General features: G+C 35.9%; 24 protein-coding genes and 3 other annotated features. Of the genes, 5 read left to right on the forward strand and 19 right to left on the reverse strand.

Annotated elements, in window-relative coordinates:
• Positions 1-19 precede the first annotated feature (19 nt).
• The 3 genes from ACFSCX_RS25025 to ACFSCX_RS25035 all read right to left on the reverse strand — a co-directional run bounded on the left by ACFSCX_RS25025 (position 20) and on the right by ACFSCX_RS25035 (position 2,181).
• Positions 20-538, reverse strand: a complete 519-nt coding sequence (locus ACFSCX_RS25025; RefSeq protein ID WP_377930988.1) for an AAA family ATPase — start codon at positions 536-538, stop codon at positions 20-22.
• A 72-nt stretch (positions 539-610) separates the two neighbouring features.
• Entirely contained in the window at positions 611-1,540 is a 930-nt protein-coding gene (locus ACFSCX_RS25030) for an MBL fold metallo-hydrolase (RefSeq protein WP_377930989.1), read from the reverse strand.
• Positions 1,541-1,611: 71 nt separating this feature from the next.
• Positions 1,612-2,181 (reverse strand): non-canonical purine NTP pyrophosphatase, encoded by a 570-nt coding sequence (locus tag ACFSCX_RS25035; RefSeq protein WP_377930990.1) that lies wholly within the window; start codon positions 2,179-2,181, stop codon positions 1,612-1,614.
• A 168-nt stretch (positions 2,182-2,349) separates the two neighbouring features.
• Here ACFSCX_RS25035 and mraY point away from each other — a divergent pair, with 168 nt between their 5' ends.
• Positions 2,350-3,303 carry a phospho-N-acetylmuramoyl-pentapeptide-transferase gene (gene mraY / locus ACFSCX_RS25040; protein ID WP_377930991.1) on the forward strand — a complete coding sequence of 318 codons (954 nt, stop codon included), beginning with the start codon at positions 2,350-2,352 and terminating at the stop codon, positions 3,301-3,303.
• A gap of 73 nt (positions 3,304-3,376) precedes the next feature.
• On the opposite strand, the gene ACFSCX_RS25045 is transcribed toward mraY, so the two are convergent.
• The 3 genes from ACFSCX_RS25045 to ACFSCX_RS25055 form a co-directional block, all read right to left on the reverse strand.
• The gene (locus ACFSCX_RS25045) at positions 3,377-5,284 is read right to left on the reverse strand and encodes an S-layer homology domain-containing protein (protein WP_377930992.1); all 1,908 of its coding nucleotides are present in this window, start codon (positions 5,282-5,284) and stop codon (positions 3,377-3,379) included.
• A 196-nt stretch (positions 5,285-5,480) separates the two neighbouring features.
• Positions 5,481-6,005 carry a GNAT family N-acetyltransferase gene (locus ACFSCX_RS25050; protein WP_377930993.1) on the reverse strand — a complete coding sequence of 175 codons (525 nt, stop codon included), beginning with the start codon at positions 6,003-6,005 and terminating at the stop codon, positions 5,481-5,483.
• A gap of 398 nt (positions 6,006-6,403) precedes the next feature.
• Positions 6,404-6,808 (reverse strand): VOC family protein, encoded by a 405-nt coding sequence (locus ACFSCX_RS25055; protein WP_377930994.1) that lies wholly within the window; start codon positions 6,806-6,808, stop codon positions 6,404-6,406.
• Between the two features lie 279 nt (positions 6,809-7,087).
• On the opposite strand from ACFSCX_RS25055, the gene ACFSCX_RS25060 reads away from it, so the two are divergent.
• From ACFSCX_RS25060 to thrS, 3 genes are all read left to right on the forward strand, one after another.
• On the forward strand, positions 7,088-7,579 hold the full coding sequence (locus ACFSCX_RS25060) for an RNA polymerase sigma factor (protein WP_377930995.1): 492 nt from the start codon (positions 7,088-7,090) through the stop codon (positions 7,577-7,579).
• Complete coding sequence (locus ACFSCX_RS25065; protein ID WP_377930996.1) at positions 7,572-8,585, forward strand: anti sigma factor C-terminal domain-containing protein; 1,014 nt, start codon at positions 7,572-7,574, stop codon at positions 8,583-8,585. Before ACFSCX_RS25060 ends, ACFSCX_RS25065 begins: the two co-directional genes overlap by 8 nt.
• 78 nt (positions 8,586-8,663) lie before the next feature.
• Positions 8,664-8,882 (forward strand) — a binding site (T-box leader).
• A 36-nt stretch (positions 8,883-8,918) separates the two neighbouring features.
• Positions 8,919-9,135, forward strand: a binding site (T-box leader).
• A gap of 37 nt (positions 9,136-9,172) precedes the next feature.
• Positions 9,173-9,391, forward strand: a binding site (T-box leader).
• A gap of 49 nt (positions 9,392-9,440) precedes the next feature.
• Positions 9,441-10,637 (forward strand): threonine--tRNA ligase, encoded by a 1,197-nt coding sequence (thrS, locus tag ACFSCX_RS25070; protein WP_377930997.1) that lies wholly within the window; start codon positions 9,441-9,443, stop codon positions 10,635-10,637.
• A gap of 108 nt (positions 10,638-10,745) precedes the next feature.
• Here thrS and ACFSCX_RS25075 read toward each other — a convergent pair whose 3' ends face one another.
• The 12 genes from ACFSCX_RS25075 to ACFSCX_RS25130 form a co-directional block, all read right to left on the reverse strand.
• The gene (locus ACFSCX_RS25075) at positions 10,746-11,063 is read right to left on the reverse strand and encodes an AzlD domain-containing protein (RefSeq protein WP_377930998.1); all 318 of its coding nucleotides are present in this window, start codon (positions 11,061-11,063) and stop codon (positions 10,746-10,748) included.
• A gap of 5 nt (positions 11,064-11,068) precedes the next feature.
• Positions 11,069-11,794, reverse strand: a complete 726-nt coding sequence (locus ACFSCX_RS25080) for an AzlC family ABC transporter permease (RefSeq protein WP_377930999.1) — start codon at positions 11,792-11,794, stop codon at positions 11,069-11,071.
• A 359-nt stretch (positions 11,795-12,153) separates the two neighbouring features.
• Complete coding sequence (locus ACFSCX_RS25085) at positions 12,154-12,969, reverse strand: TrmB family transcriptional regulator (RefSeq protein WP_377931000.1); 816 nt, start codon at positions 12,967-12,969, stop codon at positions 12,154-12,156.
• A gap of 125 nt (positions 12,970-13,094) precedes the next feature.
• Positions 13,095-13,868, reverse strand: coding sequence for a GNAT family N-acetyltransferase (locus tag ACFSCX_RS25090; RefSeq protein WP_377931002.1), 774 nt, complete (start codon positions 13,866-13,868; stop codon positions 13,095-13,097).
• 12 nt (positions 13,869-13,880) lie between these two features.
• Positions 13,881-14,492, reverse strand: coding sequence for a LysE/ArgO family amino acid transporter (locus ACFSCX_RS25095; RefSeq protein WP_377931003.1), 612 nt, complete (start codon positions 14,490-14,492; stop codon positions 13,881-13,883).
• A gap of 198 nt (positions 14,493-14,690) precedes the next feature.
• Positions 14,691-15,281 carry a nucleotide triphosphate diphosphatase NUDT15 gene (locus ACFSCX_RS25100; RefSeq protein WP_377931004.1) on the reverse strand — a complete coding sequence of 197 codons (591 nt, stop codon included), beginning with the start codon at positions 15,279-15,281 and terminating at the stop codon, positions 14,691-14,693.
• Positions 15,282-15,322: 41 nt separating this feature from the next.
• Positions 15,323-15,532, reverse strand: a complete 210-nt coding sequence (locus ACFSCX_RS25105; protein ID WP_377931005.1) for a hypothetical protein — start codon at positions 15,530-15,532, stop codon at positions 15,323-15,325.
• A gap of 438 nt (positions 15,533-15,970) precedes the next feature.
• Positions 15,971-17,059 (reverse strand): Ger(x)C family spore germination protein, encoded by a 1,089-nt coding sequence (locus ACFSCX_RS25110; protein WP_377931006.1) that lies wholly within the window; start codon positions 17,057-17,059, stop codon positions 15,971-15,973.
• Positions 17,041-18,153, reverse strand: coding sequence for a GerAB/ArcD/ProY family transporter (locus tag ACFSCX_RS25115; RefSeq protein WP_377931007.1), 1,113 nt, complete (start codon positions 18,151-18,153; stop codon positions 17,041-17,043). The genes ACFSCX_RS25110 and ACFSCX_RS25115 overlap by 19 nt, the downstream gene beginning before the upstream one ends.
• Complete coding sequence (locus ACFSCX_RS25120; RefSeq protein WP_377931008.1) at positions 18,143-19,465, reverse strand: spore germination protein; 1,323 nt, start codon at positions 19,463-19,465, stop codon at positions 18,143-18,145. The genes ACFSCX_RS25115 and ACFSCX_RS25120 overlap by 11 nt, the downstream gene beginning before the upstream one ends.
• 517 nt (positions 19,466-19,982) lie before the next feature.
• Positions 19,983-20,273, reverse strand: coding sequence for a DUF5316 domain-containing protein (locus tag ACFSCX_RS25125; RefSeq protein WP_377931009.1), 291 nt, complete (start codon positions 20,271-20,273; stop codon positions 19,983-19,985).
• A 578-nt stretch (positions 20,274-20,851) separates the two neighbouring features.
• Positions 20,852-21,355 carry a phosphoribosylanthranilate isomerase gene (locus tag ACFSCX_RS25130; protein ID WP_377931010.1) on the reverse strand — a complete coding sequence of 168 codons (504 nt, stop codon included), beginning with the start codon at positions 21,353-21,355 and terminating at the stop codon, positions 20,852-20,854.
• An 89-nt stretch (positions 21,356-21,444) separates the two neighbouring features.
• On the opposite strand from ACFSCX_RS25130, the gene ACFSCX_RS25135 reads away from it, so the two are divergent.
• Positions 21,445-21,549: a hypothetical protein gene (locus ACFSCX_RS25135; protein WP_377931011.1), complete on the forward strand. Its 105-nt coding sequence runs from the start codon at positions 21,445-21,447 to the stop codon at positions 21,547-21,549.
• 244 nt (positions 21,550-21,793) lie between these two features.
• Here the strand turns inward: ACFSCX_RS25135 and ACFSCX_RS25140 are convergent, their stop codons facing one another.
• Positions 21,794-22,183, reverse strand: a complete 390-nt coding sequence (locus tag ACFSCX_RS25140; RefSeq protein WP_377931012.1) for a RidA family protein — start codon at positions 22,181-22,183, stop codon at positions 21,794-21,796.
• Positions 22,184-22,354 lie beyond the last annotated feature (171 nt).

Here is a 22,354-nt window from a genome sequence, read left to right on the forward strand (position 1 = left end):
TTCAAATACTAGTGCCATATTAATCATTAAAGTAATTCTTTAAATTAGCCATTTCAGTAACGACGATGATTTTGTCATGATACATAGAAAAGTTTCGATAAAAAGCCGGTTTACCAACCTCTTCAAAGTAACGGTTCCATTTAAACATTTTAAAAAATATGTTTAATGTCGGTTTGTAATTGGCTTTTTCCAATCGAAGCGTTTGTTTAATAAATCTCTTAATGATTCTGTAAGTCCTAATTGAATACTTTGTGTCTAAAAAAATGATCAAATCAGCATTATGAAAACTATCAGCCACCCAATCCTCATTGTGAACACCCTCTATAATCCAGCTTTCCCTTTGGAGAATATCATGGAAGTAGTCCTCTCTTTCTTTTTCTTTCCTTCGAATATCTCCATTTGGATGTCTGATCCAAACAACATTATCTAATTCATAAAATGGAATTTGTAGCTGTTTAGATAATTTTTTTGCTAACGTGGTTTTTCCACTTCCAACTGAACCAATGATATGAATTTTTTTAGGAGTTTCCTTTTTCATGCATCGCCTTTCCCCTATCTCTATACTTGACTACTATAACCAGCATACCTCCCACTATTTGTAATTACGGCCTTATTCCATGGTTATCTTTTTCCATTCTACGATTCTAGTAACATTTTGTATGTAATTTTCCGGTGAGCTCCAATGTTTATAACGATCAGGAACTTTTATATTTTTATTCGTTAAACCTTCACTCGTAATCAGGCATAACTCGTTGATGTAACGGGTAAGTAGTGTGATGTCTTCCTTTGTTCCGACTAAACCATGACCTGGGATTGCAGCATCTATTTCTAATGTATGGATCTTCTTTAAAATCTCCATCCATTTTAAAGGATTGGTTTCCTCAAAAAATGTTGGATGACAATGAACAAATAATAAATCTCCCATGAACATTACTTTTTCATCAGGAATATAGAGCATGGAATCACAAAACGAATGACCACCACCTAATGTGAAAAGCTTTGCGGATCTTTCAGACCCATAGAAGCTTATCTCATCATGAAAGGTTTGAGAAGGGAGTACTAATTCTAATGTAGGAAGTGATAGTTTAAGCTCCATAAGGAATCCAATTTGGTTATGCAGCTCCATCTCACCGTTTTGGGTTAACTGCTCTTTTAGTGTTTGGATATAGTTCGTTAAACCTTCTATATCGTCTTTCTGCTTTTTAATCCTTGTTGGGTGAGTATCCTTCATTTTAGAATAGGTAAGATTGCTTGAAATGATCTGACTGTCCTTGAATACTTGATTACCACGGATGTGGTCTCCATGCCAATGACTATTAATAACCCACTTAACTGGTTGCCCTGTAATGTTTTCAGCTAAAATTTTTAAGTCTTCCGCTGCTTGCTGTGTATTAAACGTGTCAAAGACAATTGTTTTATCCCCTAAATTTACAAAACCAGCATTCGCTCCAGAACCACCATCTTCTTTAGCGATGGCAGAATATACATGCTCACTAACTTTCTCTAGTGTGAAATGTTTACTCGTGAATGATCCGTTCATACAGTTCGCCCCTTTACCTTTTATATCTCCGAGCCACAACTATTTCTTGCTACGCATATAGAAATACTAGATTAATTGCAATCATCATACCATTTACCAAATTGTGTCATACATGAATCTTGTTTCACCCTATTATATGTACTGAAATCCTCTTCCCTAAATTCTGCGAGTGTTTTATCAAAATGTTCAGGGATAAAAATGTACCATAAATCTGACCATTTCTTTTCATTTTCATGCCCTCTTATCTCAATTGAAATGGAACCGGGAGATTTACTTTTAAAAAACCTCATTTCCTCTCCATCAAAATAGGCCAAGCAAGATCTAAACTCACAATACCGATTTTGCTCATTCATCATTAGTTTAAGAACACCCTTTATTCCAATTGTGTCTAACATATGATTGACATAGGCTCTTGGAAAACCATTCAATTCAGAAATAAAAAAGCCAGAATCTAAAGCAATACACGGACGCTTTACAATAGAATACGCTTGTAACACTTTTTGTTTTGCAATTTCTTTAATATCGTCACTTCTTGGTTCACTCAATTCAGCCTCAATAGGTAACACTTTTATATTTTTTAGTTCTTTTTGGGCGGATGCAATTTTCCCTTTATTGGTCGTTACAAACACTATTTCTTTCATTTCATTCTTCCTCCCTACAGAAAATGGAAATACCTCTATTATTCTATCATTTATTCCAAAATTTTATTAACTGCATTATATTCTAGAAATTCGCTTCTTTTATAGGCAGGGTACAACTAAATTTTGTCGAAAATAATAGATAAGCTTTTCGAGAGGAGATCAAAACTGTTGTTATATCAACTTATTCCAGCAATCCTAACCTTTATTCTAGTAAGTACTCTATCCCCCTTCTTCATTTCATTTCTTAGAAAGTGGAACTTTACACAGCCTATTAGAAAAGAGCTACCACAAGAGCATCATGATAAAAAAGGCACTCCTTTAATGCTAGGTAGTATTTTTATGGTAGGTGTGGTCGTTGCTTTATCGTATCATTCAAGTCCACTTATGTTTTTTCTAGTCAGTACATTTGTTTTATTTAGTTTAGTTGGCTTTCTTGATGATTTTTGGAAAGCCCAAAAGCAAGATCCTGGAGGTATATCAGCTAAAACAAAGCTTGTTTTTCAATTTATTATTACGATTTTACTTCTCTTTATTTTAATCAATGTATTTAATATTGAACCGATGGTTCACTTGTCTAAATCGATAAGTTTATTTCTTCCGCTAAGCTTATATATCGCGATAATGACTTTATTTATTGTGGGGTCAGCTAATGCGATTAATTTTACAGACGGAATGGATGGCTTACTTGGAATGGTATCGATTCCTACGTACTTTTTCTTTTTTATCATATCGGATTACACAGAAGTGAAGATATTTAGTTTAGTCATGATTGCAGGTATCGCTGGATTTTTAATCTATAACCTTTATCCTGCTAAGGCATTCATGGGTGATACTGGGTCTATGGCAATCGGGGGTTCATTATCCTTTCTAGCTATTATAGAAAAAGTAGAACTATTAATTCCAATTCTGTTTTTCATCTATTTACTAGAACAGTTTTCGGTAATGATCCAAGTTTTCTATTATAAAAAAACAAAAAAAAGATTGTTTTTAATGTCACCCATTCATTTCCATTATGGTCTTAAGTATGGCTGGTCAGAGAACAAAATAGTAACGGTTTTTGCCATTGTATCTTGGATTTGCACCCTACTTTGTCTTCTTTATTTTTACTTTTTTATGACTTAGCAATTAACTATATTTAGAAAAAGGAGAAATAAATCACAATCATGATTTAATTTCCCCTTTTTTCATTGGTTCTTTATTTATTTTGATTCATATACTCTGTAACAATCCGATATAAAAATGCAAGAGACTGTGCTCTAGTTAGGGAATCGTCAGGTCTAAATGATTGGACAGTCTTCTCATAATCCCCATCTTTATTTGGATATCCTGTTGAAATCCCTTGATCATATAACCACTGAATAGCTTGTCCTTCTGTCACTTCCACTAAAGTAATAGCACGTACTAAGGTAGTTGCAACGTCTCCTCTTCTAATAAGAGCATCTTCATTCCCTTTTACTTGAATATTTAGTTCCTTCGCGACTTCATAAACATCAGAAGTCAGTTTTTCAGGGAACAGTACGCTAAACACATACGTTAGCAATTCTTTTTCAGATACGACTTCATTTGGATTGATTTTATCACCAGTTAAATAATTTTGAAGAACTCCCAGTTTTACTGCCCATTCCACTGGTTTAGACCAATATTGGTTATCTTGATAATCTGAATAGAGTGCAGATAAATTAAGTAAAGTTCCAGTTTTTACCCATAACGCAATGTCATCGATAAAATTAGCAGGTACATTGGCTGGTAAGGAATATTCTGCTCCAGTTGGGACACCATTGAAATTCACTAATGGGTGTGTTAAATCCGGATACATCTTATATTCCACATCAGATCGATGCATTAGCGCTTTTTTCCACCCTAGCAACTCCGTGGCAGGTACTTGTATATCCTTTACCCCTTGTAAAAATAGGGATGGATTTGACTGCTTCTTCGCTGTATTTGTAGCAGAGTACTTGACAAGATCAAACCACCAATAGGAGTTACCAAGCGCAAAGTTTTGAGGAATATTTTCTTTTGAGTATGCTGGATTTTTTAGTAAAGCAATTTGCTCCTCATACATAGCTACAATTTGTTTCTGCTGAGCAACCACTTCTTCTGGTAGTCCTGCTTCTATCGCACGCTCTAATGCTTGTTTTTGTTGAAATAATAGTAGATCTTCTAATTTACTACTTGGCGCAGCTGCATAAATAGATCCTGCTATTTTACCTTCCTTGTCTTCGTCAATAATCATCGGAAGCTCCATTCCGCCTTGACTATGTCCTAAAACGAATATTTTATCTTGATCAATTTCATCTAAATTTGATAGCAAATCGACAGCCTTTAACGCATCATATACTGACTCTTCTTTAATCGTCAAAGTAGGGTTCATTGCACTTTTCAAATTATGAGCATACGTTCTTTTATCATAACGAATAACAGCAATTCCTTGACTAGCAAGACCAACAGCTAGATCACGGAAGGGCTTTAGTGACATCGTTGTGACATCTTGATCTTGCGGTCCTGAACCAGCTACAAGAACAACGGCTGGAAATGGCCCCTCACCTGTTGGCATAGTAAGTGTTCCTGCTAACGGAAACGAGGAGCCTTCTCCTACCACTACTTCTTTTTCTACATAGTTTCCTGTATCATATGTAGGTTTTTGATAATTGCTTGGACCGTAATAAAAAGGAATATATAAATCTTCAATAGTCCCTTCTTCATTAACAAATAGGGTCACTGAAAATGGAGAAACTTCTCCTTCGACTGAAACCTCTGTTTTCGTAAACGGAATTCTATTATGAACATCGACACTCGTTACACTCGTTACGTTACCAAATTGTGTAGTTACCTGCGAAAATAACGTGCTTAGAAATTCTTCAGGTACATACTTTTTAAGCTCTGGACTAAAAGAGAGGTATGCCTCCGACCAATTCCCTTCCATTACATGATTCATAAAATCCTTACTTACCTTTTCATAGTTAACAACCTTTATAGGTACTGTTGACGTCTCTGTTGCATGCACGATGCCTCCTAAGTAACCAGTTGTTCCAATAGGAACAATCCCACCAACGGCAATCGTGGCAGCTAGTATGACCTTACTACCTTTTACAATCTTCTTCATCATCCACTTTCCTTTCTATTAGTTTTTTTTCTATAAATTTCTTAATCTACTATTTATTGTAAATATATTGGAGCATTTTGAACAGCGATAACCACCGAAACTTTCTATATACAAAATAAATTAGACTTGCACTACGACAAGTCATAGAACTTATGCAGTCATTTTTAACGTAGCTCCTAATTCAATTGCAAAACTGTCAAACTATGATTAAGGAAGAATTTGAAATCGCATAAACATGAACCTTTTTACTCCCTCTCATTATTTCCTTCTCAACGTTCATTCCTAATTTTTTGGCAACCATAATCGACGCTACATTACCAGGTTGAATCAATGCAATAAACCTTTCTATACCAAGTATATTAGACCCATAGTCCCTTAACGTAATGGCTGCCTCTGTTGCCAGCTTCTTCCCCCAATGTTCCTTGACTATCCAATACCCTATTTCATATTCAGTAGTGCCGTCAACCACTTGAGGAACGATCCCTGCATGACCGACTCTCATATTGTTCTCTTTATCAACTAGAATCATTAATCCTAAATCTTCCCGGGTTTTATACGTATTTAATATCCAATTCAAGAAGGTGTTTGTACCTTCTATGTCTCTTACCGTTCCTTCCCCAATATATTGAACCATCTCTGGGTCCGATACTAGAGAATATAAGAAATCAACATCATTTTCTGTATACTTCTGAAATGACAGTCTATTTGATTCAATTCTCATTGGAACCTCCATATTATTGTACTTAGTTCAAACTTTAATTAGCAAAAGCTTATGTTTAGTAGAATGAAGTAATACTCACTGTTATCTAAATAATTTTACTAGCGTCACGTCGTTTGACAAAGATGATAAGTTAGTTTTTCTTATGAACTGATAATATAAGAACTATCTTGGTTCTCAGCTTGTTGCCCCCCCAATGTTGGATCTAACCGCATCAAAATGTCCATAGAAACCCACTCACGGAAATGTTGTCGGATGTTCCCCCTTTTTCTTGAATCAATGATGGATCAGCTATCTCACTATACAACCACCTTATAGTCTGTTAGAAAGAAAAAATGGCTGTTGAGACTTTCTCGACAGCCTAAGAGCCATTTCGGTTCTTATTTTATTCGTATACTTGTTTAGTGACCCCATCCACCCCATATATCAATTTTATTACCATCTGGGTCTTTCACATAAAAGGATAATCCGCATTCACCATTATCTTGAATATCCTCTACATCTACTAAATTTCGTTTTAACCCCTCGTGGAATTCTTTAATATTTGTTACCTCAAGCGTTAAAATACATTGTTCATGTCCATCCACTTCTACAAAAGTAAGATTTCTTTTCTCGGCGGTTTTAATTAAGAAGATAGTTTGGCCTAGACAAATTTTAAGTTGTGCTTGAGTTGATTCTGCATTGACTTTATTAAGTAATTCTAAATGAAGGTTATTCACGTACCAGTCAGTAGATTTTACAATGTCCGAAACTGGTAGATAAATAGTGTTAATTGCTTTTACATAAGAAACCATTGGCTGAGTCATTTGTTATTTACCTCCTTATCATCTTTGAATACCACTTTCACCCTTGTCCTCCTTCCATATAGAATTATTAGAGGAAACATTTTCCAATTAATATTATAAGTGACCAACAAAGATATTGAAAGTAATTTTCTGAATAATTAAAATTCAAAATTGTCCCCCCCGCCCGAAGAACAACAAATACCTCTGTTGTTAGAAAATTTTTTAAAAATTTGTTTACATTTTAACTACTTGTTCGTTTAATAGTTGAAAGCTTTCGAAAGGAGAGAATATCGATACATTGTGAATACAGCATTTAATCAGCAAATAAAAGAGATTTCGAATAAAGTCTATCTTTACCTAGTAAAGCAAGGTTGTAACAAAGAAGATGCAAAAGACATTGTCCAAAATTCTCTCTATAAAGCGTTACTCTATATTGATTCAATCAGTCCGGATAAATTATCGGCTTGGATTTTTAAAGTCTCGATCAATCAATATTATGATTTGTGTAAAAAGAAGAAAATTGATATGAGGATCATAATGATTGAGATGACAAGCAATGAAAAGCTGCTGGATGACTTATTACTAGAAAATGAAGAAAAGGAAAATGTCCGGAAAACGCTAGAGAGATTAAGTCCGGTGTATAAGCAAATCCTTATTTTTAAATATGATACAGAGCTTTCGTACAAGGAGATTGGTAATGTTCTAGATATGAACGAAAACAAGGTAAAGACATATCTAGCAAGAGCACGAGCACAATTTAGAGATTATTATAGGAGGTATACAGATGAATAACCAGGATCACAACGAATCAGTCAACCAAGATGAATTAGAAATAGACTTCGCTTTTCAAGATAAAGATGTGAAATCAATGATAAAGAAGGCTAAACGAACGACAATAATACGCAACACAATCATATCAGTTGTCGTAACACCCATACTATTATTCGCCGGTATTGTATTGAATTCAACATTAGTCAATCATCAACACTACAAAGCATTTGGGGATCTTGAATATCATGAAAGGATCTCTGGACCCAACGTGTTTTTAGGCAGTAGCAGTTTTGATTATGGATTTTTAGGAGGAACCTTTAGTAGCGAAAAATTTAAAGTTATTGAAGATCGTGTTATCCCGTGGGGAAATGAAACAGTGGAATTTAACATATTCGGAAAGGCTAATCCGACAGCTTCTGACCGTGGAAGTGCACAAATCAATGAAAAGATTGGACCGCCACAAGTAGACCGTTTCTTTCACTATGAAAGCGGGGAAAGGGTGATGCTCTTTTATCATCCTTACCTGAACTATGACCATTACCTAGTTGATTTTGATTTACTTAATCAAGTCAGTGAAGATAAATACATCGAAATGGCCCTATCATTAGACCAAGGCTATACAATAGATGAGATAAATACCATGATACCTGATAGTGTGGATGTAACCTGGTACCGAGTAAATAGCTATTCACAATCACAATTAGATTTGTTTAAAGATGGTGAGAACAGGCCTGATCTTGCTCAAACGGTATATGGGTTTGATGCTTATTTTGATAGCACATTCAAAGAATCCAAAAGAACAGAAGAAGACTTTGTTGAGGATGTGAAAAGACTGAAGGATAGTAAATATAATAATTTTTTCACTTTTTATGTAAAAGATGTTTTATATGATGCGATCCAAGAAAATAAAGAAGATGGATTGATCATTGGCATAGTTGTAACTGGAACTAAGGATGAATTACAGGTATTAAACGGTTTACCTTTCATTAAAGGGGCTGTTCTTGGAGCGACGGTAGATAAATATTAGGGGAGTTTTAAGTAATTTCCCTATTGACATGAAGTATCGATTGACATATAATCCAAATTAATAATTTTTATAAACGTTTTATAAGCGTCGATAAGGACATGATTCAAGCTGTTATTTCTTTACCAGAGACAGGGCCTATGGCTGAAAGCCCTGAAGAAATAAGTTTGAATTACCACCTTTGAGCTATTATGGGGAATATTTTAGTATCCATAATCGGGTAATCCGTTATCTTTTTGAGCGTAGAGCATTTTAGCTTTACGGAATTAGGGTGGAAACACGACCGCACTCGTCCCTTGCTTGGGATGGGTGCGTTTTTTATTTTCACATTTATACTTTTGGGCAATGATAAGGACATGAATCTTACTTCACTTTCTTGACAGAGAACGGGGCCCCGGCTGAAAGCCCTGAAGAAAAAGTCAAGATTTACCACCTTTGAGCTATTATGGGGAACATTTTAGTATCCATAATCGGGTAATCCGTTATCTTTTTGAGCGTAAAGCACGTTGCTTTACGGAATTAGGGTGGCACCACGACCGCACTCGTCCCTTTCCTAGGGATGAGTGCGTTTTTTATTTTCACATTTATATTTTTTTGCAATGATAAGGACATGAATCTTACTTCACTTTCTTGACAGAGAACAGGGCCTATGGCTGAAAGCCCTGAAGAAAAGGTTAAGATTTACCACCTTTGAGCTATTATGGGGAATTTCTTAGTATCCATAATCGGGTAATCCGTTATCTTTTTGAGCGTAAAGCAGTTTTACTTTACGGAATTAGGGTGGCACCACGACCGCACTCGTCCCTTACTTGGGATGAGTGCGTTTTTTTTTACAAAAAAACTTAGGAGGAATGTAACATGTCAATTGAATTAGAAGCAGCAAAGAGAAATCACAGGAAATTAGGTCAAGAGCTAGAATTGTTTGTATCGATGGAGGAAGCACCAGGAATGCCATTTTTCTTACCAAAAGGGATGATAGTAAGGAATGAGCTTGAGAATTTTTGGAGAAGTGAACATCAAAAAGCTGGTTATCAAGAAATAAAAACTCCAATCATGATGAAACAAGAGCTTTGGGAAAAATCCGGACATTCGGATCATTACCACGAAAATATGTACTTTTCGGATGTAGATGACCAACGCTATGCGATTAAACCAATGAATTGCCCAGGTGCCGTTCTTATATTCAATAGTAAACGCAGAAGTTATCGTGAGCTTCCAATCCGCTATGGTGAGTTAGGGCTAGTTCATAGACATGAACTTTCTGGATCATTAAGTGGACTATTACGTGTACGCTCATTCACTCAAGATGATGCTCATTTATTTGTAAGTGAAGATCAAATCGAAGAAGAGTTAAGTAAAGTGTTGGACTTAATCAATAAATTCTATTCGAAATTTGGCTTTAGCTACAAAATTGAACTTTCAACAAGACCTGACGATTTTATGGGTGCAGCTGAATTGTGGGATGTAGCAGAGAATGCCTTAGAGTCAGTTTTAAATAAAAAGGGACTTGATTATCAAGTAAATCCGGGTGACGGTGCCTTTTACGGACCAAAAATTGATTTCCATATTCTCGATTCATTAAATCGCAGTTGGCAATGCGGAACAGTTCAACTTGATTTTCAAATGCCAGAAAAATTTGACTGTAGTTATATTGGCGAAGATAACAAACCTAAACGTCCAATTATGATCCACCGTGCCATTTATGGGTCAATCGAGCGATTTATGGCAATATTAATTGAGCATTATGCTGGGGAATTCCCACTTTGGCTCTCACCCGTTCAAGTGAAAATTTTGCCTATTTCTGATGCACACTTACAATACGCCCACCAAGTCAAGTCACAGTTGGAACAAATGGGATACAGATCAGAGATTGATGATAGAGTAGAAAAGATAGGACTTAAGATTAGAGAAGCCGAAATGCAGAAGATCCCATTTATGATGGTAGTTGGTGATAAAGAAATGGAAAACAATCAAGTTGCATTACGAAAACGGAAGGATGGAAACCTGGGAGCAGTGAGTGTAGCGGCTGCAGGTGAAATCCTTAAGGAAAACTAACAAATTCTGAATCCTAATGGAATAGTCCCACTAGGATTCCCTTTTTTGTGATGTGACTTTTCGATATATTCAATGCATGTACAAAACAACTATTCTCTTAATGCCCTCTTAGTTAACCAATAGATTAATCAGGACAACACCAGCTACACTGACTCCAAAGCTTAAAAATACATTTTTGCTTAGTTTCATTAATAGTAGGCATAGAATACTTGCCACTAGGTAGATTGGATTGATGACAAATTCTTTGTTTTGTAAGAATAATGAAGGAAAGATAAGCCCTGCTAAAATACCAATAGGAATAAAGGACAAACCATTTTTCATTCGACTGGAAAAAAAATCGCTAGGAACGCGAAGTAAAGTTCTACGAGTTATATACGTAACGACGGACATTAAAAAAAACAATAATAAGGTTTCTGTAACACCCAATTTATTTACGCTCCTTTTTCTTCAGTTATTGCTAACGCTTCTCTCGGTTGTTCTTTATCTTCTTTTGAAACGAATCCTATTAAGAAGGCAACAATACCAGTAATTAATAAGTTTAAACCATTAGGTAAGAGTAATGTAAGAAGAATAGCTAATCCCCCGCAGACAATGAAAACGATGACCTTTTTCAGTGAAGTGAGCTGAAAATATACTAATGCAAGAAACATAGCGGTAAAGCTGAATCCTAACCCCAGTTTCTCTGGATCTGGTATCCAGCTTCCTGCCACTGTTCCAATCGAAGTCCCAATAAACCATGTTAAATATAGGGTTAAGCTCACAGCAATAATATAATATTTATTCGGTAAGTGGTTTCTAAAATGATTGAGTTTTATGGCATATTGTTCGTCAATTAAAAAGAACGCCATCACATTCGTGTAGGTCGTGGAAAACCCTTTATAATATGGTGACATAGATAACCCCATTAAGAAGTGCCTTGAGTTTATAAGAAATGTCGTTAATACAATCATCCAAAAATTAACTCCATCAGTTAACATGGATAATGTCGCAAATTGTGCAGATCCAGCAAATACTATTAAAGACATGGCCATACTTTGCCAAGCAGATAGGTCAGCTTGAATCGACATTAAACCAAAGATTGCACCAAATACGAGTAAACTTAAACCAATCGGTAATGCATCCAAAAAGCCCTTCTTCCAATGTTGTTTCTTCTGCATATTACATCCTCCTCAATAGTAGTTAAATAAATAACTACTATCAAATAAAGTGAAACTTTCAATCAGTGGGGGTTTTCCTCATCCCCCACTGATTGTTAGCCCCGGCCCGCATGATGTGGGTCACACAGACGTTGCCACAGGATGTGGGGATCTTAGTCTGTGTTCATATTATCGGGTTCTTACTGGCGCTTATCCCCCACTTAAACTTCTCGATTCATCTAATGTTTTGAAGTGGGGGTCTTAGCGCCAGTTGGAGCGGGATAAATGATAGAAAAAATACTCAATTGTCCCACTCTATTTCTATAGATAGGTAGAATTGAATATTTACAAAGCAAAGCATATAAGCAAGTTCGAATCGCTTACACTTTAGTGAAATTCCTACCAGTCACAATTTGAAATAAATCTGATCGGCTTCTCCATAATGCATTTACTTTTTCTGGGCCATATTCTCTCGTGATCTCCTCAATCATAATATCATGACGTATATATTCGATAGCTACTAGAACGAGGGCTGGATCTTTCGTCTTAACAGCACTTGGCTCATTCTTATCATGGAAATTCGCAATGACCACTTCCTCACCATCACGAGCAACTATTGTCAAACAGCCTCCAATTCTTTCTTGCACAACTTGAGGAGGCATATAGTTATGGTGAAACGAATGCCCGATTTTTTGTTCCTCTGCTCCAAAGATGATCGAAAAGATACTTAAATCAGGATTTCTAATATTGTCTACAGCTGTTTTCACCTGCTCAACTTGAGGCTCCCATACAGAAATCCATAACTCCTTCTCAGCTCTTCCAATAACATCCAACATCTCTTTCATAACTGCATCCTCACCACTTATATGCAGGATGACGTTTAATTCAGGAGCTTGCTCAATCGTATTTAACCGGTCTTCTAAATAACTAAAGGTATGCTCCATACTTTCTCTAATTCGGCACACCATTTCCTTAGCCGGTACTGGGGAGTATTTAACAGGATCTGATGGAACAATGTAGACAGCCCCCCTGTCAATCAATTTCCCTAACACTTCATAAATCATAGACCGGGGAACACCGGACCTTTTACTCACTTCATAACCAGTAACAGGTGAATGCTTGAGAAGTGCAATATATGCCTTACTTTCATATTGTGAAAATCCAATCTTTTGGAGTTCGACTACTAAATTTTCCACTCAATCTCTCCTTAGTAGTTATAATAATAACTACTTTATACAATGGATGATGTTGAAATGTCAATATATTCAGACAAAAAAATAAACAAACTAAAAGAAGCTTGTTTATTCTTATTTATTTTCGATTATCTTTTTGGGGACATACACGGGTATGAATAAGCGACTAATTCAAACCCTCTTTTTTGAAGGATTGGGGAGCTCATCGGACTAGCATCTACGGTTAATAGCTTATAACCTTTACTCCATGCTTGCCCTGCTCGAATGGCAAGCAATGACGTATAATAACCCTTTTTACGATAATTTGGAAGCGTCGTTCCTCCCCAAAGACTGCCAAACGAGGTTCCTTTATGTAAATACATCCAAGCGGCACTAACTAGCTTTCCGTCCTCATAAGCTCCGTATATGTGTAAATGTTCAGGATCCTCAATTAAATCCCGTTTCAATCTTTCACCAAGACTATCGTGAGAAGTATTCCACACATCGTTTTCAAGTTGGATTAGTTCGTCTACTCCCTTATTATCTGTAATTGGCTTTATTGTATTTGGAATACTATCGTTTAATAGTGACTCTTGAGATTCAATATCTAAAATAAGCAATGCTTCTGGTTCTTCAACCGAAAATCCCTTTTGTTCGAGAATCTGCTTTAACCGTGCTGGTTGATCGTAATCATACAGTTTCCATTCAAACGGTTGCCCAATATTATTAAAATAACGAAGTTCTTCCTCTATTACTCTCTCTGCGTTGTCTTCCATTAATTGAGAGAACGAAATAAATCCATGATCCTCAAACAAAGCGACATGACGTACGACAAATTCAGATTCCTCACGTCTCCAACCGGAATGAACTGGCTCTATCCTTTGTTCCTTCGTAAAAATTTCTATCATTTGTTGTTTATTCAAGCATAATCCTCCCTACAAAAATAACGTTGCCAGTAAGTAAATGGCGGTTCCCCACATAATAATAGCAGATACTTTATTCAACATGAAAATGATATTTCCAGTTTTATCAAGCTTGCCTATTTTATTGCCGATAAATGCTAAGGAAAAAAACCATAACCACGACACAAGAATACACGCTAATGTGAACGCTAGTTTTTCTTCGGCAGTATAAGATAGTGAACTTGTCCCTATTACACCAACCGTATCCAAGATAGCATGAGGGTTTAACAAACTTACAGAGGCAGCAAAGCCGATTTGTTTTTTAGGAGTCATTGCTACTCCGTCTATTGATTGCTGGCTAGGCTTACTTCTCCACGTTACATACCCCATATAAATCATAAATAAAATTCCAATACTTAATAGAGCTACTTTTATCCCAGCATTCCCTAGGACTAAAACAGAGACCCCCAATACAGCTAAAGTGATAAGCAAGGTATCACAAAGAGATGCTGTAATGACAACAGGCAAGGCTCTTTTGAAGCGTGGCTGGGTGGCACCTTGATTAAAAACAAATACGTTTTGGACACCTAATGGAAGGATGAGTCCAAAGGCAAGAATAATACCATGAATAATCCCATTTACCATTCTTGATAATCCTCTCTATTCTCTTTAATCGATTACAGAATATTTCCATTGTATATGAAAATGACCTGTTTGTGACCATCCAAGCATAAGCGTGTCCGCCATCCAATATTGTTTTATTGAGCGGATTTGTATGCAGGGATAGATTTATATCGTAACCATAACATGATAAAAATGTTTGACAAACAAATAATATATTCTCTATTTGGAAATAAATATTCCATTGGATTTGGAAGACGCGTAATATTCAATAAGGTTTTTTTCAGCTAGCAAAAACAATTCAGGTAATGTTTCTTTTAATGAGTACCATTGTAGTTCATCTAAATCATCATTTGGGGAAGGGTTCCCTGAGATAAATTTTGCTCGTAATACGACTGATAACACATGTCGTTCGGGTGAAATAAAATTAGAAACAACATTTAATATAGACACAATTTCAATATTATCTTTATCGAGCCCAGTCTCTTCCTTTATCTCTCTGTAACCAGCAGTTATGAAATCTTCATTATATTCAAGATAACCACCTGGTATACACCATTTTCCTTTTCCATATTGACCGTTTCTCTTTCCGAGTAAGACTTTATCTTCATATTCAATAAGAACAACTACTGTTGGTAAAGGATTACTATAAACTTTATTATTACAATGCAAACATTGAACAAAGTTAAGCTTACTGGAAACACTTTGCACTAATTTATTTCCGCACTGATGACAGAATCGATACATCTTTGAAGCTGTGAGATTATTATCTTCCATGTCGTAATATTTAAAAACTTGTTCTAATTGAACCATTTCCTCATTCAACTCCAATGTCGTTATTTGAAATTATTAACTTACAACAGAACATAAAGGTTATTGAAACTCTTATGCTTCGTTACAAAATAAAAAGCTACCCACAATGGCAGCTGAACCTTAAGTATTAAATTACCATTAATTTGTGATTTGTGCTTGTGCATATTCTTTTGAACAGTCAATAAGCTTGTGTATTCATGTAACTCTAATAGATTCATTCTTTTTCTATCTAAGTGAATCCTCTTATTCAAACGTTCTGCACCTTCAACATTTTCGATTCTATCATCAATAAATATACTGTCATCTTACTTAGCTTGTTCATTCTTTAGAGCAATTCTAAGTACCATCAGCTTGTTTCGAACCATTCCCCGTGCCTTACCCCATTCTCAAATCTCTTCATATAATTATAACACTTAGGATTCTACTATCAGGTAGATAATTCCATTACAGAGAAAAATTTCCCATTCATTATCCTGCTCTTTACTTCAACAAAAGGTGGCATATTTCTTCATGAATCAGCACCACTATTATTGCACTCTCGTATCCAATAGTTAAATACTTTAACTTACATATGAACATACTATCCAAAGATAACTACTTCATAAATACGACATTTCAGCAGAAGTTAACTTAACATGATATTCGAATGTACGAATATATTTTCCCTTATCACTTCTTTCAAGAAAGGCTCACTTTAACGTTCCTATGCTCCTAATATTAACGTTTGTTTTTACTTCAAATTGAACACGAGGATATATATCCTCCCATCTTTTGGCACTGTTTGAATCATTCCATTGCATGGATCGGTAACGTATCCCAAAACCGAATGGATCAACCTTCTCCTCTTGAACTTTTTTCAGCAGGTCTTCAACTTGTTCTTTCAGTTTCTCTTCAAGCATTTCTTCTGCTATTTTCCGCTCATCTTCACTTATCTTTTCGAAGCTTTCTTCCACAACGCCGCCTATATCCATTTCCATTTTAATGACAAGGGGCTCCTTATCCGTTTGTAAGGTGATCTTAATATTATTTTTGTCAGTTCTAACCGACAAAAAGTTCTCTTTTGATTTAACCTTAATGTACATTTGATTTTTCGGACTATTAATTACATTTACTAATTGTGTTTCTTCTCTAGAAAGCTTTAACAAATTCCCTTCATTATCAACAATTGCAGCTGTTTCGACCAAATATTGCTTCTCTTTAACTTTCACTACTGGAAGTACAGGGTCAACTCCATCATCATAGTATTCTCTTCTGTATTCAAATAAATATTTCGTGATAATATGTGGATCCTCAGTCCCCGTTCTCTCAAATGCAATGACAAGCTCATACGATGGCTGTGTTTCTGTTTTAGGCTTAGTTTGGAAGACGTCTTTTGCCTTACCATCTGCAACTGCAACAAATGTAATCTGTTGTATATCATGCTGCCTTGAAAACCAACTAGAAATATATCCTGCACGCCCTGGTACAATGTCGCTTCCAAGTAAGATGATTTTCGTATGTCCATAATCTAGTTCTTTATCTACTTGATTTTTGATTTTTTGAATGGCATCTGATATAGATTCACCCGTTTCCTGCAAGACAACATACTTTTCTTCAGCCCTTCCGGCCCCCTTTGAACTCGGCATTGACACCCGTAATGAAATTAAATAAGGCTCCTTATCATTCTCACTTTTATCAATACCAAACCCGAGAACAAACAACCGTTTATCAATGTCTTTAAATGCACACCCGCTTAAAAGTATGACGAATACAAGGCTAATTAGGATAGACTTCCACATTTCTTGGCCCTCCGATACATGAAATACAAAACAATGGCATGGCAAATCACTAAAGGTTGAACAATGACAAACCACCATTTTTCTAAAATAAATAGAAAGATTTCATCAATTCGTTGAACGCCCAAGAGAGTAATAGCAAGAAAGGCAGTTAAAATCAAATAGGGAACAACCTCCTTGCCCTTATATGTGAAATTCGGAAATTGCAGGGCATAATTAAGGAATTTATAGCTAACATGCCAGTGATGCAAAATAACAAGAATCGCAACTGCCATAAAAAGAAGTAAAAATGGAAAAAAAATTCGTTCAAAGAATCCCAATTCAATTCGGAATGAATCTGACGTTAGAATCCACGGATAATTGATACTGGCCACTCCATCGATACCATTAATACCAATTGGAATAAATGAGGCTGTCACTAAGTTTAAGATCCCTATTATGCCCATGGTGATATATATCCCACGTTTAATCTTTATTTTTTTCGTGAAGACCTTATTGAACTGAGCTAAATTCATTACACCATCATACGTATAGCCAGCAGCTGCAATTGTAAAGTATGCCGGTATATGCCCCGCATTTACAATAGGAATTTTCATTGTAGTCCAATGGAGGTTGCCACTTGTATATGCCTTTATAAAAATAATAATTAGGATAGGGAAAATTAAAACCAGCATCATTTCAGTAGCATATAACAATCGTTTAGAATCCATGACACACCCATACAATAGTGGTAAAAGAAATAGTAATACAATTGAGGTTAAAGATGCTTCAGGATTAATAAATCGTTTAGCGATAAACGTAAACCCCATTAAGAAAATAAAGCCTGAAGTAAACCAAGCAGAAGCTGTGAAAAGGGTGAAAAAAACAGCAAACCATCTTGGAGTATATTCATAAAGAATATCCGCATAGCTTTTTCCGGGAAATTTGCTCATCAGCGTTGTATAGCTATAAATCAACCCCATCCCGATGAAAGAGCCGATTAGAATCGCTACAACCATCCCTTCCATTCGACTATTAATTAGGATCCGTGGAACAAATGCAACAATATTGGCAGTCATCGTTCCGGCAATTATATAATAATAATATCTATTCCCCATTCTGAAAAGTGACCCCCTTTAGTTCATTAGGCTTTCTCTGAATAGGAATTTTAAAATAGGGCTCCCCGTAACTGGATATGCTTGTCAAATAGAACGTGAGTGTAACTAATCCAACAGCAAGCCCAATTAATCCATAAAGAGTTCCAAAAATCAGTAGTACATACTTGATAATACGTATCGCATAGCTCATTTGGTTGAGAGGAATAGAGAAGTTTGAAATGGCCACTGCTGCCACGATAATAATCATGATGTTACTAACAAGTGAAGCCTCCGTTGCGGCTTGGCCTAAGATTAATCCACCAACAGTTGTTGCAGTCGAACTTATCGCTTTGGGTAGCCTAATACTCGCTTCAACAAGAAGTTCCATCATGATTAGCATAAACAACACTTCAATGAAACTAGGGTATGGTACGCCCTGCCTACTAGCCGTGATTGATATTGCCAGTTGGGAACGCAGTAGTTCAGGATTATACGACACAATCCCGACGTATAATGCCGGTAAAACAAGGCCTATAAGTAAACCCAAGAAACGAAGTGAACGGAAGAATTGTGAAACCCAGTAAGTCTGGTATAAATCATCCATACTTGTTAGGAAGTCCCAAAAGACTGCAGGTGCAATAAGAGCAAAGGGAGAGCCATTAATAAAAATAACTACTTTACCTTGGGCAATGTTATAAACCACTCGATCAGGACGCTCTGTCGTAATTGAAACTGGAAACAACGTTCTTCTCCCATCAGTAAAGATATTTTGGAGTTTTTCTGTCGTTTCCACTATGGGCTCATCTATTTCTTCAAGCTTCTTCATCACAATGTCCAAAACTGCTGAATTTACAACAGTCTTATCATAGATAACTGCTGCATCCATGTTGCTCATTTCACCTAGAGTTTGAACCTCAACTGTTAAATGGGGGTTTTGGTACCGACTACGTAAAATATTTAAATTTGCAATTAGATTTTCTGTAAATGCAAACCGAGGACCTTGGATTGTTGTCTCTACAGTTGCTTCATTGACGGAATCCACCCGAGTCTGCTGTACAGGTAGCAAATAGATTTCCCCACATAATTGAATAGCTACATCGCCTTTTGCTAACTGGAGATCCTTTTCTTCCTCAGAAGAAACTGTTTTGATTCCCATCAGAGATTTAAGATAGCTTCGATAATCACTAATGTCCTTTAGCTCAAAAAATGGCTTTACCAGTAGGGTTTGAATCTTATCTGAATTAATAATGGTCTTTATGTATGTTAACGTCACCTTGATATCTTTTAGTTTCAATTCCTGTATTGTAACACTCTTACTTTCTTCTTTTCTCATTGGAGAAAACACTCCATTCACATACGAATATTGTATAGTATTTTCCAATTCGTACCAATATATGTGAGTGTTGTGAGGAAACCTTCAGAAAAAAACCTTCTATTATGAAGGTTCTGCTAAAGTTTTAATGTTGACAATAGTTGGAAAACTTTAAACATATTTGAGGCTGGTTGGGACTCTGATCCGGTTTAACAAACGAAGCGATGATACTACAAGAAGGTATTAGGCGTTACCGGCAAGATTAATCAGGAGGAGCCTAAGGCAGAGCTTTGTATGCTTGCTTCCACTCCTTATCACTCCTTTTTCCGAATTTAATAGATGGATAGGCAAATTATTATTTCTATAAATCCCAAACAACTCCCTCCTTTGCTTTTGAGCAATCGCTCGACAATCATTAGCAATGGAAGCAGGTCCTCCTCCCTCTAAAAAAATATGAGACCAGCAGCTGCTGATCCCTTATTTCGCTTATTAAAAAAAGTACATCCGTTCATGATATAGGAGTTTTTTCTAAGATTTACTAATGAATAAAAAAATATAGTAAGACTGCTACCAAAAGGTTAGGTAACCCAAGCATTGCTAAACGAGAGGTTATTTTATTCCGTGTTTTTCTATCAACTTCAGTCTCAGTTGCAAAGTTTGCTCTCATTCGATCTCCACTAACCATCGTTCCTGAAAATACCACTGAAAATCCGATTAATAGGAACCCTACAGCACCAGGCATTATATATGCTCTATCTACTCCCCAAAGAATAAATGAAACTAATGAACTTAATACAGATACTATTATTCCTATCATTAAATACTTCATAAAGACCTCCATGATAATTCACTCTAGATGTAAATAATGCAATTATTTAGGATATTATTATACTCACTTGATGGTAACATAAGTCTTCTTCATAATTTAACAACAATAGAACAAAAGGCTCAGAGCGCACCGTTTAGCCTAAAGCAAGCAAATGTTCTGTCATGAAATAAAGGGTTTTTCCCTTTTATTCATGATAGAACATTTGACCTCGAGTAGGATGAAATGGCAAAAAACATCGCCATTTCATCTTGGCTGGGCGCTGGAGCTAGATTTAGCAGTAACATGTTTAAACTAAACACCAGAAACTTATGCTTTCTTACCTTAAAAACAAAGGGATCAGCAATGGCAGTTCCCTTTTGTTCAACATTTGTCCAATATCGTCATCAATATAATCAAAGGAGAAGATGCCATTTACTTTAACTTGTGTAGGAACAGGATATATTTCACTATCATCATTTCGCCTCCCACAAGAAAGTCTTTACCTATCCCTTCTTCACTATTCTTCTTCAAATTGGAAAAGTGCGTATCTGCTTCTTCCAGACACGCACCCGTTAACTCAATTAGATTTAGTAAGATTTTCATTTACCAAATATCATACTTTTTAAGAAATCTATTTTTTTCATATCTTTATTATTATTGTTATCTGCTCGATAACTATCCTTATATGAATATTCGTAAACACTTAAATATTGTTCAGGATTTAATAAATAATACTTTATCTCTCCCAGTTTATGTATTTCTAAATCCTCTAATTGTACTCCTGCGAAACTTGGTAAAGTGTCGATAATACCAAACTCAACTGATAATCCCTCTTTAGAAAACTCATGTTCATGCAAATCAATCAAGCTATATTCCAGAGAATTCATTATGTTCACTATATCATTCCAGTTATGTATATTTAATTCTGGCGGTACTTCCCACCCTCTTTTATCACCAGGTACATGAATATCTAAGTCTTGTGGATCCCAACCCTTGCCTGTAACGACTTCTAAACCAACCGAACCCATTAACAATGGAATAATTTCAATATCATTTAGTTTTTTTGCAATTTTAATAAATTCATTAAACTTGTGATTATCCATTTGTTCCTCCATTCTACTCTTAATTTTACCATAATTAATATTCAACTAACGTACCATTATATATAGTCTCACCAACAATAACTAGTAACTTGGAATTTTCTAATTGGACCCAAGTTTTTGGTGATGAACAAATGACGGCTGCATTAGTAGACCGCCTTACCCCACCGATCCCATATTCTTGTAATGAATGGTGATAGCTTTAGGTTCAAAGGATCAATCAAGTCAAAAACACAATAGAACACCACCCCCAACTTCGCTCATTAAAACTTTACCACTTAAAGTTGGGGGATTTTTATAATTTAGGGTGGTCAACTTTTTGGTTGACGAATACAACTGCTCATTGCTTATCCTTATTGTAAATAAGCATCCTAAATTTAAAAAGATTGAAAATACTTTACCAAGCTCCGTCCCAGTTGTCATTCGTTTAAACACAGTTACTTACTCACTTATAATAGCCTCAGCTTCTATTTCAATAATAAGTCTTGGGTCAATAAGGGCTCTAACTTCAACCATTGTTGCTACGGGACGGATATCTTTAAAAAATTCTCCGTGTGCCTTCCCAATTTCCTCCCATCTTGAAATATCTGTTACAAACATGCGTGTTCGAACTACATCTGAAAGCTGAGCACCAACTTTTTCTAATGATGTTTTAATTATAGATAAGGCGTGGATGGTTTGTTGGTAAGGATCATCTCCTCCCAGCACTCTTTCACCATCAATTGCTGTTGTTCCAGCAACTTCAACCCGATTTCCAATACGGATTGCTCTGCTATAACCAACAATTGGTTCCCACGAAGATCCGGTTGATACCCTAATTCTCTTTTCCAAAGAATACTCCACTCCTTGATTTTACATACTTTATTTTAATTAACCTGTTTATTAATTCAATAGGAACGAGGCTGGGACAAAACCCACCTCAATAGAAAAAGCCGGTGAAATTTTACGAGAGTAAAATTTCACCGGCTTTGATTATTTTTGGATAAAAATAAGGACCACTTC

This window comes from Bacillus salitolerans (assembly GCF_042680805.1).
Lineage (GTDB): Bacteria > Bacillota > Bacilli > Bacillales > SA4 > Bacillus_CJ > Bacillus_CJ salitolerans.

What these genes read in the sequence shown, in the direction of transcription:
- ACFSCX_RS25025 (WP_377930988.1), bottom strand. Translation starts at nt 538, where the DNA reads ATGAAAAAGGAAACTCCTAAAAAAATTCATATCATTGGTTCAGTTGGA.
- ACFSCX_RS25030 (WP_377930989.1), bottom strand. Translation starts at nt 1,540, where the DNA reads ATGAACGGATCATTCACGAGTAAACATTTCACACTAGAGAAAGTTAGT.
- ACFSCX_RS25035 (WP_377930990.1), bottom strand. Translation starts at nt 2,181, where the DNA reads ATGAAAGAAATAGTGTTTGTAACGACCAATAAAGGGAAAATTGCATCC.
- ACFSCX_RS25045 (WP_377930992.1), bottom strand. Translation starts at nt 5,284, where the DNA reads ATGAAGAAGATTGTAAAAGGTAGTAAGGTCATACTAGCTGCCACGATT.
- ACFSCX_RS25050 (WP_377930993.1), bottom strand. Translation starts at nt 6,005, where the DNA reads ATGAGAATTGAATCAAATAGACTGTCATTTCAGAAGTATACAGAAAAT.
- ACFSCX_RS25055 (WP_377930994.1), bottom strand. Translation starts at nt 6,808, where the DNA reads ATGACTCAGCCAATGGTTTCTTATGTAAAAGCAATTAACACTATTTAT.
- ACFSCX_RS25065 (WP_377930996.1), top strand. Translation starts at nt 7,572, where the DNA reads ATGAATAACCAGGATCACAACGAATCAGTCAACCAAGATGAATTAGAA.
- thrS (WP_377930997.1), top strand. Translation starts at nt 9,441, where the DNA reads ATGTCAATTGAATTAGAAGCAGCAAAGAGAAATCACAGGAAATTAGGT.
- ACFSCX_RS25080 (WP_377930999.1), bottom strand. Translation starts at nt 11,794, where the DNA reads ATGCAGAAGAAACAACATTGGAAGAAGGGCTTTTTGGATGCATTACCG.
- ACFSCX_RS25095 (WP_377931003.1), bottom strand. Translation starts at nt 14,492, where the DNA reads ATGGTAAATGGGATTATTCATGGTATTATTCTTGCCTTTGGACTCATC.
- ACFSCX_RS25100 (WP_377931004.1), bottom strand. Translation starts at nt 15,281, where the DNA reads ATGGTTCAATTAGAACAAGTTTTTAAATATTACGACATGGAAGATAAT.
- ACFSCX_RS25110 (WP_377931006.1), bottom strand. Translation starts at nt 17,059, where the DNA reads ATGTGGAAGTCTATCCTAATTAGCCTTGTATTCGTCATACTTTTAAGC.
- ACFSCX_RS25115 (WP_377931007.1), bottom strand. Translation starts at nt 18,153, where the DNA reads ATGGGGAATAGATATTATTATTATATAATTGCCGGAACGATGACTGCC.
- ACFSCX_RS25120 (WP_377931008.1), bottom strand. Translation starts at nt 19,465, where the DNA reads ATGAGAAAAGAAGAAAGTAAGAGTGTTACAATACAGGAATTGAAACTA.
- ACFSCX_RS25125 (WP_377931009.1), bottom strand. Translation starts at nt 20,273, where the DNA reads ATGAAGTATTTAATGATAGGAATAATAGTATCTGTATTAAGTTCATTA.
- ACFSCX_RS25130 (WP_377931010.1), bottom strand. Translation starts at nt 21,355, where the DNA reads ATGGATAATCACAAGTTTAATGAATTTATTAAAATTGCAAAAAAACTA.